Origin of the sequence: Pseudomonas sp. 43NM1 (assembly GCF_002836905.1) — a bacterium.
Classification (GTDB): Bacteria; Pseudomonadota; Gammaproteobacteria; order Pseudomonadales; family Pseudomonadaceae; genus Aquipseudomonas; species Aquipseudomonas prosekii.
The window spans coordinates 24,988-39,986 of the sequence record NZ_MKGS01000137.1 but is presented as its reverse complement, the minus strand read 5'-3'; the positions used below and the strand labels follow the sequence as shown (position 1 = coordinate 39,986).

23 protein-coding genes are annotated in these 14,999 nt (G+C 55.7%); 1 reads left to right on the top strand and 22 read right to left on the bottom strand.

Annotated features, from left to right (window positions below; translation table 11 throughout):
* Positions 1 to 188 precede the first annotated feature (188 nt).
* A complete protein-coding gene (gene uvrA, locus BI292_RS13435) occupies positions 189 to 3,023 on the top strand; it encodes an excinuclease ABC subunit UvrA (RefSeq protein ID WP_092277418.1) in 2,835 nt (944 codons plus the stop codon).
* Positions 3,024 to 3,113: 90 nt separating this feature from the next.
* On the opposite strand, the gene bfr is transcribed toward uvrA, so the two are convergent.
* The 22 genes from bfr to rplP all read right to left on the bottom strand — a co-directional run bounded on the left by bfr (position 3,114) and on the right by rplP (position 14,994).
* Positions 3,114 to 3,578 (bottom strand): bacterioferritin, encoded by a 465-nt coding sequence (gene bfr / locus BI292_RS13430; protein WP_092277415.1) that lies wholly within the window; start codon positions 3,576 to 3,578, stop codon positions 3,114 to 3,116.
* 149 nt (positions 3,579 to 3,727) lie between these two features.
* Positions 3,728 to 5,182: a catalase gene (locus BI292_RS13425; RefSeq protein ID WP_101208144.1), complete on the bottom strand. Its 1,455-nt coding sequence runs from the start codon at positions 5,180 to 5,182 to the stop codon at positions 3,728 to 3,730.
* A 237-nt stretch (positions 5,183 to 5,419) separates the two neighbouring features.
* Entirely contained in the window at positions 5,420 to 5,806 is a 387-nt protein-coding gene (gene rplQ, locus BI292_RS13420) for a 50S ribosomal protein L17 (protein WP_007896790.1), read from the bottom strand.
* A gap of 42 nt (positions 5,807 to 5,848) precedes the next feature.
* Positions 5,849 to 6,850 carry a DNA-directed RNA polymerase subunit alpha gene (rpoA, locus tag BI292_RS13415; protein WP_003186012.1) on the bottom strand — a complete coding sequence of 334 codons (1,002 nt, stop codon included), beginning with the start codon at positions 6,848 to 6,850 and terminating at the stop codon, positions 5,849 to 5,851.
* Between the two features lie 22 nt (positions 6,851 to 6,872).
* The gene (rpsD, locus tag BI292_RS13410) at positions 6,873 to 7,493 is read right to left on the bottom strand and encodes a 30S ribosomal protein S4 (RefSeq protein WP_003210056.1); all 621 of its coding nucleotides are present in this window, start codon (positions 7,491 to 7,493) and stop codon (positions 6,873 to 6,875) included.
* A gap of 18 nt (positions 7,494 to 7,511) precedes the next feature.
* Entirely contained in the window at positions 7,512 to 7,901 is a 390-nt protein-coding gene (gene rpsK / locus BI292_RS13405) for a 30S ribosomal protein S11 (protein WP_002555466.1), read from the bottom strand.
* Positions 7,902 to 7,931: 30 nt separating this feature from the next.
* Positions 7,932 to 8,288 carry a 30S ribosomal protein S13 gene (rpsM, locus tag BI292_RS13400; RefSeq protein ID WP_003186020.1) on the bottom strand — a complete coding sequence of 119 codons (357 nt, stop codon included), beginning with the start codon at positions 8,286 to 8,288 and terminating at the stop codon, positions 7,932 to 7,934.
* 130 nt (positions 8,289 to 8,418) lie between these two features.
* Positions 8,419 to 8,535, bottom strand: a complete 117-nt coding sequence (gene rpmJ, locus BI292_RS13395; protein WP_002555468.1) for a 50S ribosomal protein L36 — start codon at positions 8,533 to 8,535, stop codon at positions 8,419 to 8,421.
* A gap of 27 nt (positions 8,536 to 8,562) precedes the next feature.
* Positions 8,563 to 9,891 carry a preprotein translocase subunit SecY gene (gene secY, locus BI292_RS13390; protein ID WP_092277409.1) on the bottom strand — a complete coding sequence of 443 codons (1,329 nt, stop codon included), beginning with the start codon at positions 9,889 to 9,891 and terminating at the stop codon, positions 8,563 to 8,565.
* Positions 9,892 to 10,329: a 50S ribosomal protein L15 gene (gene rplO / locus BI292_RS13385; protein WP_010467269.1), complete on the bottom strand. Its 438-nt coding sequence runs from the start codon at positions 10,327 to 10,329 to the stop codon at positions 9,892 to 9,894.
* 3 nt (positions 10,330 to 10,332) lie between these two features.
* Positions 10,333 to 10,509 (bottom strand): 50S ribosomal protein L30, encoded by a 177-nt coding sequence (gene rpmD / locus BI292_RS13380; RefSeq protein WP_003186033.1) that lies wholly within the window; start codon positions 10,507 to 10,509, stop codon positions 10,333 to 10,335.
* Positions 10,510 to 10,511: 2 nt separating this feature from the next.
* Positions 10,512 to 11,012: a 30S ribosomal protein S5 gene (gene rpsE / locus BI292_RS13375; protein WP_007943782.1), complete on the bottom strand. Its 501-nt coding sequence runs from the start codon at positions 11,010 to 11,012 to the stop codon at positions 10,512 to 10,514.
* Positions 11,013 to 11,015: 3 nt separating this feature from the next.
* A complete protein-coding gene (gene rplR / locus BI292_RS13370; RefSeq protein WP_003186037.1) occupies positions 11,016 to 11,366 on the bottom strand; it encodes a 50S ribosomal protein L18 in 351 nt (116 codons plus the stop codon).
* 10 nt (positions 11,367 to 11,376) lie between these two features.
* Positions 11,377 to 11,910, bottom strand: coding sequence for a 50S ribosomal protein L6 (gene rplF, locus BI292_RS13365; RefSeq protein ID WP_003176412.1), 534 nt, complete (start codon positions 11,908 to 11,910; stop codon positions 11,377 to 11,379).
* A gap of 12 nt (positions 11,911 to 11,922) precedes the next feature.
* Positions 11,923 to 12,315: a 30S ribosomal protein S8 gene (rpsH, locus tag BI292_RS13360; protein ID WP_008065722.1), complete on the bottom strand. Its 393-nt coding sequence runs from the start codon at positions 12,313 to 12,315 to the stop codon at positions 11,923 to 11,925.
* A 208-nt stretch (positions 12,316 to 12,523) separates the two neighbouring features.
* On the bottom strand, positions 12,524 to 12,829 hold the full coding sequence (gene rpsN, locus BI292_RS13355; RefSeq protein WP_003176414.1) for a 30S ribosomal protein S14: 306 nt from the start codon (positions 12,827 to 12,829) through the stop codon (positions 12,524 to 12,526).
* Between the two features lie 13 nt (positions 12,830 to 12,842).
* Positions 12,843 to 13,382, bottom strand: a complete 540-nt coding sequence (gene rplE, locus BI292_RS13350; RefSeq protein WP_003176415.1) for a 50S ribosomal protein L5 — start codon at positions 13,380 to 13,382, stop codon at positions 12,843 to 12,845.
* A 20-nt stretch (positions 13,383 to 13,402) separates the two neighbouring features.
* A complete protein-coding gene (rplX, locus tag BI292_RS13345) occupies positions 13,403 to 13,717 on the bottom strand; it encodes a 50S ribosomal protein L24 (RefSeq protein WP_003176416.1) in 315 nt (104 codons plus the stop codon).
* An 11-nt stretch (positions 13,718 to 13,728) separates the two neighbouring features.
* On the bottom strand, positions 13,729 to 14,097 hold the full coding sequence (rplN, locus tag BI292_RS13340; protein ID WP_002555479.1) for a 50S ribosomal protein L14: 369 nt from the start codon (positions 14,095 to 14,097) through the stop codon (positions 13,729 to 13,731).
* Positions 14,098 to 14,120: 23 nt separating this feature from the next.
* Positions 14,121 to 14,387, bottom strand: coding sequence for a 30S ribosomal protein S17 (rpsQ, locus tag BI292_RS13335; RefSeq protein WP_003176419.1), 267 nt, complete (start codon positions 14,385 to 14,387; stop codon positions 14,121 to 14,123).
* A 2-nt stretch (positions 14,388 to 14,389) separates the two neighbouring features.
* Entirely contained in the window at positions 14,390 to 14,581 is a 192-nt protein-coding gene (gene rpmC / locus BI292_RS13330; protein ID WP_008030901.1) for a 50S ribosomal protein L29, read from the bottom strand.
* Complete coding sequence (gene rplP, locus BI292_RS13325; RefSeq protein WP_007896757.1) at positions 14,581 to 14,994, bottom strand: 50S ribosomal protein L16; 414 nt, start codon at positions 14,992 to 14,994, stop codon at positions 14,581 to 14,583. The genes rpmC and rplP overlap by 1 nt, the downstream gene beginning before the upstream one ends.
* Positions 14,995 to 14,999 lie beyond the last annotated feature (5 nt).

Below are 14,999 nucleotides of genomic sequence, written 5' to 3'. Positions count from 1 at the left end.
AAAACCTCATGTGAACCGGCGGCGATTCTACCAGTCCCATCGATTGACGGGGTATATCGCGACGCTATGACGCGCATAGATGACGCAGTCTTCATGTAAGCCCGCGTTGCCCCGATTTGATAGTGTGCATCCATCCAGTATTTGGCCGTATACTCCTACGTTTTCGACGCCCGCCAAGCGAGGCCACTTTGGACAAGATCCTGATTCGTGGGGCCCGAACCCACAACCTGAAGAACATCGACCTGACCCTGCCACGGGACAAACTGATCGTCATCACCGGCCTGTCCGGATCCGGCAAGTCGTCCCTGGCATTTGACACGTTGTACGCTGAAGGCCAGCGCCGCTACGTCGAATCGCTGTCGGCCTACGCCCGGCAGTTCCTGTCGATGATGGAAAAACCTGACGTCGACACCATTGAAGGTTTGTCGCCGGCGATTTCCATCGAACAGAAGTCGACCTCGCATAACCCGCGCTCGACCGTCGGCACCATCACCGAAATCTACGATTACCTGCGCTTGCTTTATGCCCGCGTCGGTATTCCGCGTTGCCCGGATCACGATATTCCGCTGGAAGCGCAGACCGTCAGCCAGATGGTCGACCTGGTCCTCGCGCAGCCCGAAGGCAGCAAATTGATGTTGCTGGCGCCGGTGATTCGCGAGCGCAAGGGCGAGCATCTGTCAGTCTTCGAAGAACTGCGCGCCCAGGGTTTTGTGCGCGCGCGGGTCAACGGCCGGCTGTGCGAGCTGGACGAGTTGCCGAAGCTGGATAAACAGAAGAAGCATTCGATTGATGTTGTGGTCGACCGCTTCAAGGTCCGCGCCGATCTGCAGCAGCGCCTCGCCGAATCCTTCGAGACGGCGCTGAAGCTGGCGGACGGCATCGCGCTGGTTGCGCCGATGGACGACGAACCCGGCGAAGAGATCATTTTCTCCGCGCGCTTCGCTTGCCCGATTTGCGGCCACGCGATCAGCGAACTGGAACCGAAGCTGTTTTCCTTCAACAACCCGGCCGGTGCCTGCCCGACGTGCGATGGCCTGGGCGTGAAGCAGTTCTTCGACATCAAGCGTCTGGTCAATGGCGAACTGACCCTGGCCGAGGGCGCGATACGCGGCTGGGACAGGCGTAACGTCTATTACTTCCAGATGCTCGGGTCGTTGGCGTCCCATTACAAGTTCAGCCTTGAAGTGCCGTTCAACGAACTGCCGGCCGACCAGCAGAAATTCATCCTGCACGGCAGCGGTTCGCAGAACGTCGACTTCAAATACCTGAACGACCGTGGCGACATCGTCAAACGCTCGCACCCGTTCGAAGGCATCGTGCCGAACCTGGAACGTCGTTATCGCGAAACCGAGTCCGCCTCGGTGCGTGAAGAGCTGGCCAAGTTCCTCAGCACCCAGCCTTGCCCGGATTGCCGTGGCACGCGTCTGCGTCGTGAAGCGCGGCACGTGTGGGTTGGCGAGAAGACCTTGCCGGCGGTGACCAATCTGCCGATCGGCGATGCCTGTGAGTACTTCGGTGTATTGAAGCTGACTGGCCGTCGCGGCGAAATTGCCGACAAGATTCTCAAGGAAATCCGCGAGCGCCTGCAGTTCCTGGTTAACGTCGGTCTGGATTATCTGTCGCTGGATCGCAGCGCGGACACCTTGTCCGGCGGTGAAGCGCAGCGAATTCGTCTGGCCAGCCAGATCGGCGCCGGTCTGGTTGGGGTTTTGTACATCCTCGACGAACCGTCGATTGGTCTGCATCAACGCGACAACGACCGGCTGCTTGGCACGCTCAAGCATTTGCGCGACATCGGTAACACGGTGATCGTGGTCGAGCATGACGAAGATGCCATTCGCCTTGCCGATTATGTCGTGGACATCGGCCCGGGCGCAGGCGTCCACGGCGGCCACATCGTCGCCGAAGGCACACCGGCCGAGGTCATGGCGCACCCGGACTCGTTGACCGGCAAATATTTGTCGGGCCGCGTGAAGATTGCTGTCCCGGCGAAGCGCACACCGCGCAACAAAAAGCTGTCGCTGTCGCTCAAGGGCGCTCGCGGCAACAACTTGCGCAATGTCGATCTGGATATTCCGATCGGGCTGCTGACCTGCGTGACCGGCGTTTCCGGTTCGGGCAAATCGACGCTGATCAACAACACCCTGTTCCCGCTGAGCGCTACTGCACTCAACGGTGCAACCACCCTCGAAGCCGCCGCGCATGACAGCATCAAGGGCCTGGAGCATCTGGACAAGGTTGTCGACATCGACCAGAGCCCGATCGGTCGGACGCCGCGTTCCAACCCGGCGACCTACACCGGTTTGTTCACGCCGATCCGCGAACTGTTCGCCGGCGTGCCTGAGTCGCGCTCGCGCGGTTATGGCCCGGGGCGTTTCTCCTTCAACGTCAAGGGCGGACGCTGCGAAGCCTGCCAGGGCGATGGCCTGATCAAGGTTGAAATGCACTTTTTGCCGGACATCTATGTGCCGTGCGACGTTTGCAAGAGCAAGCGCTACAACCGCGAAACGCTCGAGATCAAGTACAAGGGCAAGAACATCCACGAAACCCTCGAGATGACTATCGAGGAAGCACGGGTGTTCTTCGATGCAGTCCCGGCACTGGCGCGCAAGCTACAGACGCTGATGGACGTCGGCCTGTCGTACATCAAACTCGGGCAATCGGCGACAACCTTGTCTGGCGGCGAGGCGCAACGGGTGAAACTGTCCCGTGAGCTGTCCAAGCGCGATACCGGCAAGACGCTGTACATCCTCGATGAGCCAACCACTGGTTTGCACTTCGCCGATATTCAGCAATTGCTCGACGTCCTGCATCGACTACGCGACCACGGCAACACTGTGGTGGTGATCGAGCACAACCTGGACGTGATCAAGACCGCCGACTGGTTGGTGGACCTTGGCCCGGAAGGTGGTTCGAAAGGCGGGCAGATCATTGCCGTCGGTACGCCGGAAGAAGTCTCGGAGATGAAGCAGTCTCACACCGGCTTCTACCTCAAGCCGCTGCTGGCTCGCGACAAGGCCTGAGTAAGGCCCACGAAAAAGCCCCTGTCACTTCATCAGTGCCAGGGGCTTTTTTGTATGCGGGTGTTTTATTTCTGCTGTGGTATCTGGGGATCAGAACTGCGATTGCAGGTAATTCTCCAGACCGATCAGCTTGATCAGGCCCAACTGCTTCTCCAGCCAGTAGGTGTGATCTTCTTCGGTGTCGTTCAGCTGAACGCGCAGGATCTCGCGGCTGACGTAGTCTTTGTGCAACTCGCAAAGCTCGATGCCTTTGCAGAGTGCGGCGCGGACTTTGTATTCCAGTCGCAGGTCGGCAGCCAGCATTTCCGGCACCGTGGTGCCAACATCGAGGTCGTCAGGACGCATGCGCGGCGTGCCTTCGAGCATCAGGATGCGGCGCATCAAGGCGTCAGCGTGCTGCGCCTCTTCTTCCATCTCGTGGTTGATACGTACGTAGAGCTCGGTGAAACCCCAGTCCTCATACATCCGCGAGTGAACGAAATATTGGTCACGCGCGGCCAGTTCGCCGGTCAGCAACGTGTTGAGGTAATCGATTACGTCTGGGTGGCCTTGCATCGCCCTACATCTCCCTGCTTGAAAGTCTGTAGTTTGAACCAACCGGACTGATTGGTCACCCTGCACGCGCGATAAAAGCGAAGATATTCAGAGAAAAGTGGCTTAAATAACGCAAAAACCGCCCAAATGAGGGCGGTTCTGCTTCTCGTTTAGACTTCGTTAAGCTGTACGCCCAACGCCTTCGCGATTGCTTCTCCATACGCCGGGTCGGCGCGGTAGAAATGCTGCAGTTGACGATCAATCACGTCCGGCGTAACGCCAGCCATCGCACTGGCGATGTTGTTGATGAGCAAAGTTCTCTGCTCATCATTCATCAACCGGAACAGCGCACCGGCGTGGCTGTAGTAATCGGTATCTTCGCGGTGATCGTAGCGATCAGCCGCACCACTCAAGGGCAACGCCGGTTCGGCGTAACGCGGCGCCTGTTTTGGCGATTCGATGTAGCTATTCGGCTCGTAATTTGGCGCTGCACCACCGTTGCTGCCGAACGCCATCGAACCATCGCGCTGATAGGTGTTGACCGGGTTGCGCGGCGCATTCACCGGCAGTTGCTGGTGATTGGTGCCAACGCGATAGCGGTGCGCATCGGCGTAAGCAAATACGCGCCCCTGCAACATGCGATCCGGAGACAGGCCAACGCCCGGGACCATGTTGCTCGGGCCGAACGCGGCTTGCTCGACTTCGGCAAAGTAGTTTTGCGGATTACGGTTGAGTTCCAATTCACCCACTTCAATCAACGGGAATTCCTTCTGCGACCAAGTCTTGGTCACATCGAACGGATTCTCGTAATGCGCTGCAGCCTGAGCCTCGGTCATGATCTGGATGCAGACCCGCCATTTCGGGAAATCACCGCGCTCGATCGCACCAAACAGGTCGCGCTGCGCGTAGTCCGGATCGGTCCCGGCCAAGCGAGCAGCTTCTGCCGGCGCCAGGTTCTTGATCCCTTGCTGGGTCTTGTAGTGCCATTTTACCCAGTGACGCTCGCCCGTCGCGCTGATCAGGCTGTAGGTGTGGCTGCCGAAACCGTGCATGTGCCGGTAGCCGTCAGGGATGCCGCGATCCGAAAACAGGATCGTGACCTGGTGCAGCGCCTCTGGGGAATGCGACCAGAAGTCCCACATCATCTGCGCACTTTTCAGGTTGCTTTGCGGCAGGCGCTTCTGTGTGTGGATAAAGTCGGGGAATTTCAGCGGATCGCGAATGAAGAACACCGGCGTGTTGTTACCAACAATGTCCCAGTTGCCTTCTTCGGTGTAGAACTTCAGGGCGAAGCCACGTGGATCGCGCTCGGTATCAGCCGAACCGCGCTCGCCACCGACGGTGGAAAAACGCAGGAAGGTAGGTGTTTGCTTGCCAATGGATTCAAACAACTTGGCGCTGGTGTACTGAGTAATGTCGCGCGTTACGGTGAAAGTACCGTAAGCACCCGAGCCCTTGGCGTGGACGCGGCGTTCCGGAATGTTTTCACGATTGAAGTGAGCCAGCTTCTCGAGCAGGTGGAAATCGTCGAGGAGCAGCGGGCCACGCGGGCCGGCGGAGCGGGAATTCTGGTTATCGGCGACGGGCGCGCCACTGGCGGTGGTCAGCGTTTTATTTTGGCTCATGCGATCTCTTCCTCAGTCAGTCTTGAACTGCCGGCTAATCGGCGTGGGAGGAGTATTGACCACTGATCGGGCTGCTTACAAATTCATTAATTTGTGTCGATCAATAGAAAATTACTAACAACAATCCCGCGCACATAGTGATGGCATCGACCGCAAAGAAGCTTGTACGAACCGCGCATTTCTTACAGGCACAAAAAACCGGGCACTAGGCCCGGTTCTTCGTTTCAGACTGACGTCTTACTCAGCGGATACAGCTTCACCGCCAACTGGACGATCAACCAACTCGACGTACGCCATAGGCGCGTTGTCGCCAGTGCGGAAACCGCACTTGAGGATGCGCAGGTAGCCACCCTCACGGGTAGCGTAACGCTTGCCCAGGTCGTTGAAGAGCTTGCCAACGATAGCTTTCGAACGAGTACGGTCGAAAGCCAGACGGCGGTTAGCCAGGCTGTCTGTCTTGGCCAAAGTGATCAGCGGCTCAGCAACGCGACGCAGTTCTTTAGCTTTCGGCAGTGTAGTTTTGATCAGCTCGTGCTCGAACAGCGACACTGCCATGTTTTGAAACATGGCCTTGCGGTGCGAGCTAGTGCGGCTCAGGTGACGACCACTTTTACGATGACGCATGGTTCATTCCTTACCAAACACAACGTTCGGTGATTACGACGATCAGGCAGTCGCCTTGTCGTCCTTCTTAAGACTTGCAGGCGGCCAGTTGTCGAGGCGCATGCCGAGGGACAGACCGCGGGAGGCCAGAACGTCCTTGATTTCAGTCAAGGATTTCTTGCCAAGGTTCGGAGTCTTCAACAGCTCTACTTCGGTGCGCTGAATCAGGTCACCGATGTAGTAGATGTTTTCCGCCTTAAGGCAGTTAGCCGAACGTACAGTCAGTTCCAGATCGTCAACCGGGCGAAGCAGGATCGGATCGATCTCGTCTTCCTGCTCGACAACCACTGGCTCACTGTCACCTTTGAGATCGACGAACGCAGCCAACTGCTGTTGCAGAATGGTTGCAGCGCGGCGGATAGCCTCTTCAGGATCCAGGGTACCGTTGGTTTCCAGATCAATAACCAGCTTGTCCAGGTTAGTACGCTGCTCGACACGGGCGTTTTCCACCACGTATGCGATACGGCGAACCGGGCTGAACGAAGAGTCAAGCTGCAAGCGACCAATGCTGCGGCTTTCGTCTTCATCGCTCTGACGCGAGTCTGCCGGTTCATAACCACGACCACGAGCTACGGTGAGCTTCATGTTCAGGGCGCCGTTAGACGCCAGGTTAGCGATTACGTGATCGGGATTAACGATCTCGACATCATGATCCAGCTGAATATCGGCAGCGGTAACCACCCCCGAACCCTTCTTCGACAAGGTCAGCGTAACTTCGTCACGGCCGTGCAGCTTGATAGCCAGACCTTTAAGGTTCAACAGGATTTCAATTACGTCTTCCTGTACACCTTCGATGGCGCTGTACTCATGGAGCACACCGTCAATCTCGGCCTCGACTACTGCGCAGCCGGGCATTGAGGACAACAGGATGCGTCGCAGCGCGTTGCCCAGGGTGTGGCCGAAACCACGCTCGAGAGGCTCGAGAGTGATCTTGGCGCGGGTTGGACTGACAACCTGCACATCAATATGGCGGGGTGTCAGGAACTCATTTACCGAAATCTGCATGGATGCACCTATTTTCTAGCCCTTACTTGGAGTAGAGCTCGACAATCAGGCTTTCGTTGATGTCGGCGGACAGATCACTGCGAGCAGGAACGTTCTTGAAAACGCCCGACTTCTTCTCAGTGTCTACTTCTACCCATTCTACGCGGCCACGTTGGGCACACAGATCGAGAGCTTGGACAATGCGAAGTTGGTTCTTTGCTTTCTCGCGAATCGCGACCACGTCACCAGCACGAACCTGGTACGACGGCACGTTTACGGTCTGACCGTTAACGCTTACGGATTTGTGCGATACCAGCTGACGAGATTCGGCACGAGTAGAGCCAAAACCCATACGGTATACAACGTTGTCCAGACGGCATTCGAGCAGTTGCAACAGGTTTTCGCCAGTTGCACCTTTCTTGCCAGCAGCTTCTTTGTAGTAGCCGCTGAATTGACGCTCGAGAACGCCGTAGATACGACGGACCTTCTGCTTTTCACGCAGTTGGGTGCCGTAATCGGACTGGCGACCGCGGCGTTGGCCGTGGATACCAGGTGCTGCTTCGATGTTGCACTTCGATTCGATCGCGCGCACGCCGCTCTTCAGGAAGAGATCGGTGCCTTCGCGACGAGCGAGTTTGCATTTTGGACCAATGTAACGAGCCATTCTTTACAATCTCCTGGATTACACGCGGCGCTTCTTCGGCGGACGGCACCCGTTGTGCGGGATTGGCGTCACGTCGGTGATGCTGGCGATCTTATAGCCACAGCCGTTCAAAGCACGGACAGCAGACTCACGACCTGGACCTGGACCTTTGACGTTAACGTCGAGGTTTTTCAGGCCGTATTCCAGCGCAGCTTGACCAGCACGTTCAGCAGCTACTTGAGCAGCAAACGGGGTGGACTTGCGGGAACCGCGGAAACCCGAACCACCGGAGGTAGCCCAAGAAAGCGCGTTACCTTGACGGTCGGTAATGGTCACGATTGTGTTGTTAAAAGAAGCATGGATGTGGGCGATGCCATCAACCACTGTCTTTTTAACTTTTTTACGAGGACGAGCAGCAGGTTTTGCCATGATAATTTTCCTGTCGATTCGCTGGGGCGATTACTTGCGGATCGGCTTACGCGGACCTTTACGGGTACGCGCGTTAGTCTTGGTACGCTGACCGCGTACTGGAAGACCACGACGATGACGCAGACCGCGATAGCAACCGAGGTCCATCAAACGCTTGATTTTCATGTTGATTTCGCGACGCAGGTCACCTTCAGTGGTGAACTTCGCCACTTCGCCACGCAGCTGTTCAATCTGCTCGTCGCTCAGATCTTTGATCTTTGCTGCTGGGTTTACCCCAGTCACTGCACAGATCTTCTGTGCAGTAGTGCGACCAACACCATAGATGTAGGTCAGCGAGATAACAGTATGCTTGTTATCTGGAATGTTAACGCCTGCAATACGGGCCATTCAGTGGGACTCCAATTGACAGCTACCTACGCCCCGGAAGCCAAGAAATAGGGCGCGAGATAATATCGCTGTAATAACAAATAATCAACCCGGTAGCGCACTAGCTACCGGGCTTGAAGCACAATCACACTCAGCCTTGGCGCTGTTTGTGACGCGGTTCCGCGCTGCAAATTACTCGAACAACACCTTCGCGGCGAATAATCTTGCAGTTACGGCACAGCTTTTTCACCGATGCACGAACTTTCATCACCAACTCCTCGAACCTTATGGGTACTCAGCGCAACATGCCGCTGCCGTAACCCTTCAGGTTGGCTTTCTTCATCAGGGATTCGTACTGGTGCGAAACGAGGTGCGATTGTACTTGGGACATGAAGTCCATCACAACCACGACGACGATCAGCAACGAGGTCCCGCCAAGGTAGAACGGTACGTTTGCTGCAACCACCAGGAACTGGGGCAGCAGGCACACGGCCGTCATGTAAAGAGCACCGAACATGGTCAAACGAGTCAGAACGCCATCAATGTAGCGCGCAGACTGCTCGCCTGGACGGATGCCCGGAATAAAGGCACCGGACTTCTTCAGGTTTTCCGCTACGTCTTTCGGATTGAACATCAACGCCGTATAGAAGAAGCAGAAGAAAATAATCCCTGCACTAAACAGCAGAATATTCAACGGCTGACCAGGAGCGATCGACTGCGAGATGTCCTGCAACCAGCCCATACCTTCAGACTGACCAAACCAGGCACCCAACGAAGCCGGGAACAGCAAAATGCTGCTCGCGAAAATAGCCGGAATAACACCGGCCATGTTCACCTTCAGCGGCAAGTGGCTAGTCTGCGCAGCAAAAACCTTGCGGCCCTGCTGACGCTTGGCGTAGTGAACAGCAATACGACGCTGACCACGCTCAATGAACACCACGAAACCGATAATCGCTACTGCCAGCAAACCGATGGCTACCAAAGCGAAGATGTTGATATCGCCCTGACGTGCAGACTCGAAAGACTGCCCGATCGCTCTCGGAAGACCGGCGACGATACCCGAAAAAATCAACATCGAGATACCGTTGCCAACACCACGCTCAGTAATCTGCTCACCCAGCCACATCATGAACATCGCACCAGCCACAAAAGTGGATACCGCGACGAAATGGAAGCCAAAGTCACCATTGAACGCAACACCCTGCCCCGCCAGACCTATGGACATGCCAATAGCCTGAACGAGAGCGAGGATGACAGTGCCGTAGCGGGTGTACTGGCTTATCTTGCGACGGCCAGCTTCACCTTCCTTCTTCAACTGTTCCAGCTGCGGGCTGACGGCGGTCATCAGTTGCATGATGATCGATGCCGAAATGTACGGCATGATCCCCAGTGCAAAGATGCTCATCCGTTCCAGCGCGCCACCGGAAAACATGTTGAACAAGCTAAGAATGGTCCCCTCATTCTGTCGAAACAGGTCCGCGAGTCGGTCCGGGTTAATACCTGGAACCGGGATGTGTGCGCCTATTCGGTAGACGATAATCGCCAGGAACAGAAAACGCAGACGAGCCCAGAGTTCAGACATACCGCCTTTGCCGAGCGCAGAGAGAGCACCTTGCTTAGCCATTTATTCCTCGAACTTGCCGCCAGCTGCTTCGATAGCCGAACGCGCACCTTTGGTGGCGCCGATTCCCTTTCCGATGGTGACAGCGCGAGTAACTTCGCCGGACAACATGATTTTCACACGCTGTACGTTGACGTTAATTACGTTGGCATCTTTCAGGGACTGCACGGTAACGATGTCGCCTTCCACTTTGGCCAGCTCGGACAAACGCACTTCTGCGCGATCCATGGCTTTCAGGGAAACGAAACCGAACTTCGGCAGACGACGATGCAGCGGCTGTTGACCGCCTTCAAAGCCTGGTGCAATGGTGCCACCGGAGCGGGAGGACTGACCTTTGTGGCCACGGCCACCGGTCTTGCCCAAACCACTACCGATACCACGGCCCGGACGATGCTTTTCGCGACGGGAACCCGGCGCTGGACTCAGATCATTGAGTTTCATCGATTAACCCTCGACACGCAGCATGTAGTAAGCCTTGTTGATCATCCCGCGATTCTCGGGAGTATCAAGTACTTCTACAGTGTGACCGATGCGACGCAGACCCAAACCCTTAACGCACAATTTGTGGTTAGGGATGCGGCCGGTCATGCTTTTGATCAGCGTAACTTTTACGGTAGCCATGATCAGAAGATCTCCTTGACGCTTTTGCCACGCTTGGCGGCAATGGATTCAGGAGACTGCATAGCTTTCAAACCTTTGAAAGTGGCGTGAACCACGTTTACCGGGTTAGTCGAGCCGTAGCACTTGGCCAGAACGTTCTGAACGCCAGCAACTTCGAGGACAGCACGCATAGCGCCGCCAGCGATGATACCGGTACCTTCAGAAGCAGGCTGCATGTACACCTTCGAAGCGCCGTGACCGGACTTCATTGCGTACTGCAGAGTGGTGCCGTTCAGATCAACTTGGATCATGTTGCGACGAGCAGCTTCCATTGCCTTCTGGATCGCAGCAGGCACTTCACGTGACTTGCCACGGCCGAAGCCAACACGCCCTTTACCATCACCAACCACGGTCAACGCGGTGAAAGTGAAGATACGGCCGCCTTTAACGGTTTTGGCTACGCGGTTAACTTGAACCAGCTTCTCAATGTAGCCTTCGTCGCGCTTTTGGTCGTTATTTGACATAACTTAGAACTCCAGCCCAGCTTCACGAGCAGCATCAGCCAGCGCCTTGACGCGGCCATGGTACTTGAAGCCAGAGCGGTCGAAAGCCACCTGCGAGACGCCAGCGGCTTTTGCACGCGTAGCGACCAGCTGGCCAACCTTAGTGGCCGCGTCGATGTTGCCAGTGGCGCCATCACGCAGTTCTTTATCCAAAGTCGAGGCAGATGCCAGGACTTTGTTGCCGTCGGCCGAAATGACCTGGGCGTAGATGTGCTGCGACGAGCGGAACACGCAGAGACGCACGACTTCGAGTTCGTGCATTTTCAGGCGTGCTTTGCGAGCGCGACGCAGTCGAGTAACTTTTTTGTCGGTCATTTGCTATGCCCTACTTCTTCTTGGCTTCTTTACGACGGACGACTTCGTCCGCGTAGCGCACACCTTTGCCTTTGTACGGCTCTGGTGGACGGAAGTCGCGGATCTCGGCGGCCACTTGACCTACCAGCTGCTTATCGATGCCCTTGATCAGGATATCGGTTTGGCTAGGAGTCTCAGCGGTGATGCCTTCCGGCAGTTCATAATCCACTGGGTGCGAGAAGCCAAGAGCCAGGTTCAGCACTGTGCCTTTTGCTTGCGCTTTGTAACCAACACCGACCAGCTGGAGCTTGCGCTCGAAGCCTTGGCTTACGCCTTGGACCATGTTGTTTACCAACGCACGAGTGGTACCAGCCATTGCGCGAGTTTGTTGATCGCCATTGCGAGCAGCGAAACGCAACTCACCAGCTTCTTCAACAATCTCAACGGACGAATGGATGTTCAGTTCGAGAGTGCCCTTGGCACCCTTCACCGAAAGCTGTTGGCCTGCGAATTTTACTTCGACACCGGCCGGCAGCTTAACGGGGTTCTTAGCGACGCGTGACATGCTTATCCCCCCTTAGAACACAGTGCAAAGAACTTCGCCGCCGACACCGGCAGCGCGCGCAGCACGATCCGTCATCACACCTTTGTTGGTGGAGACGATAGACACACCGAGACCGCCACGAACTTTTGGCAGATCATCGACGGACTTGTACTGACGCAGGCCTGGACGGCTAACGCGCTTCACTTCTTCGATAACCGGACGGCCTTCGAAGTATTTCAGCTCGATAGACAGCAGTGGTTTTGTTTCGCTGCTGATCTGATAACCCGCAATGTAACCTTCGTCCTTCAGGACTTTGGCAACAGCTACCTTCAACGTAGAAGATGGCATGCTTACGACGGACTTTTCAGCCATCTGGGCATTACGGATTCGAGTTAGCATGTCCGCTAACGGGTCCTGCATACTCATGGGCTAGACGCTCCTAATACAAAAAAATAAGCCTTGCGGCTACTACCTTCGCCGAGAACCTCCGCGCGAAAAAAGCACGGGCTCAGGCGAGCCGGGTATTCTAGACACACCCCACAAATGAATCAAGCCCCAAAAGGGGCTTGATTCAAGTTCAAGGTCACCGGCGGTCAGTATCTTGCGAAACCGAACGCCGAGACTTTGATAGTGCTTACCAGCTGGCTTTAACCAGACCAGGTACGTCACCACGCATTGCAGCTTCACGCAATTTGTTACGGCCGAGGCCGAACTTGCGGTAAACGCCGTGTGGACGACCGGTCAGGCGGCAGCGGTTACGCATGCGCGAGGCGCTTGCGTCACGTGGCTGCTTCTGCAGAGCTACTGTAGCTTCCCAACGCGCTTCTGGACTTGCGTTCAGATCAACGATGATAGCTTTCAGTGCTGCACGCTTTTTGGCGTACTTGGCAACCGTGAGCTGACGCTTCAGCTCGCGGTTTTTCATGCTCATCTTGGCCATTTTCCTACTCCAATCAGTTGCGGAACGGGAATTTGAAAGCACGCAACAGGGCGCGACCTTCATCATCGTTCTTGGCAGTGGTGGTCAGGGTAATGTCCAGACCGCGGAGAGCATCGATCTTGTCGTAGTCGATTTCCGGGAAGATGATCTGCTCTTTAACGCCCATGCTGTAGTTACCACGACCATCGAAGGACTTGGCATTCAGGCCGCGGAAGTCGCGAACCCGAGGCAGGGAGATCGACAGCAGACGATCCAGGAATTCGTACATACGCTCACGGCGCAGGGTCACTTTGACGCCGATCGGCCAACCTTCACGGACTTTAAAGCCAGCGATGGATTTCCGAGCGTAAGTCACAACGACTTTCTGACCGGTGATCTTTTCCAGGTCGGCAACAGCGTGCTCGATGACTTTTTTGTCACCGACCGCTTCGCCCAGACCCATGTTCAGGGTGATTTTGGTAACGCGTGGAACTTCCATCACGTTCGAAAGCTTAAGTTCTTCCTTAAGTTTCGGTGCGATTTCCTTCCAGTAAATCTCTTTTAGTCGTGCCATGGTCTTCTACCTAGCAGTGTTCAAGCATCAACCGCTTTTTGGGTCGACTTGAAGACACGAATTTTCTTGCCGTCTTCTACTTTGAAACCAACGCGATCAGCCTTGTTGGTTTCGCCGTTGAAAATGGCGACGTTAGAAGCGTCCAGTGGAGCTTCTTTTTCGACGATACCGCCTTGTACGCCCGACATCGGGTTAGGCTTGGTATGACGCTTGACCAGGTTCAGACCGCCGATAACCAGACGGTTATTAGCGAGAACCTTAAGCACCTTACCGCGCTTACCTTTGTCTTTGCCGGCGATCACGATGATCTCGTCGTCACGACGAATCTTTTGCATGTCGGATCTCCTTACAGCACTTCTGGGGCGAGCGAGACGATCTTCATGAACTTCTCAGTACGAAGTTCACGGGTCACTGGCCCAAAGATACGGGTGCCGATCGGCTCTTGCTTGTTGTTCAGAAGAACAGCAGCGTTGCCATCAAAGCGGATAATGGAGCCATCAGCACGACGTACGCCGTGACGAGTGCGGACTACAACAGCAGTCATCACTTGGCCTTTTTTCACTTTACCGCGAGGAATTGCTTCCTTGACGGTAACTTTGATGATGTCACCGATACCAGCGTAACGACGATGGGAGCCACCCAGCACCTTGATGCACATAACGCGGCGTGCGCCGCTGTTATCGGCCACATCGAGCATGGATTGAGTCTGAATCATATAATTTCTCCGACCCCTAGTCCTTAGACTTCCACAGCGCGTTCGAGAACATCAACCAGCGCCCAAGACTTAGTCTTGGCCAAAGGACGAGTTTCACGAATAGTGACTTTGTCGCCGATGTGGCACTGATTGGTTTCGTCGTGCGCGTGCAGCTTAGTCGAACGCTTAACGTATTTACCGTAGATCGGGTGCTTAACGCGACGCTCGATCAGAACGGTGATGGTCTTGTCCATTTTGTCGCTGACAACACGGCCAGTCAGCGTACGGACGGTTTTTTCGGCTTCAGCCATGATTACTTACCTGCCTGCTGTTTGAGCACAGTCTTCACGCGAGCGATGTCACGCTTAACTTGCCGGAGCAGGTGAGACTGCCCCAACTGGCCAGTTGCTTTCTGCATGCGCAGATTGAACTGGTCGCGCAGCAGGCCGAGCAGTTGCTCGTTAAGCTGCGGCGCGTCTTTTTCACGAAGTTCGTTCGCTTTCATCACATCACCGTCCGTTTAACAAAGGCGGTGGCGAGCGGCAGCTTTGCAGCAGCCAGGGCAAAAGCCTCACGCGCCAGCTCTTCAGAAACGCCCTCGATTTCATACAGGACTTTGCCTGGCTGAATCTGGGCAACCCAGTACTCCACACTACCCTTACCTTTACCCATCCGAACTTCGAGTGGCTTCTTGGAAATAGGCTTGTCCGGGAATACACGGATCCAGATCTTGCCGCCACGTTTAACGTGACGGGTCAGTGCACGACGCGCTGACTCGATCTGACGAGCGGTGAGACGACCACGAGCTACAGACTTCAGCGCGAACTCGCCGAAGCTGACTTTGCTACCGCGCTGTGCCAGACCACGGTTGTGGCCTGTCATCTGCTTGCGGAACTTCGTACGCTTTGGTTGCAACATTTGGC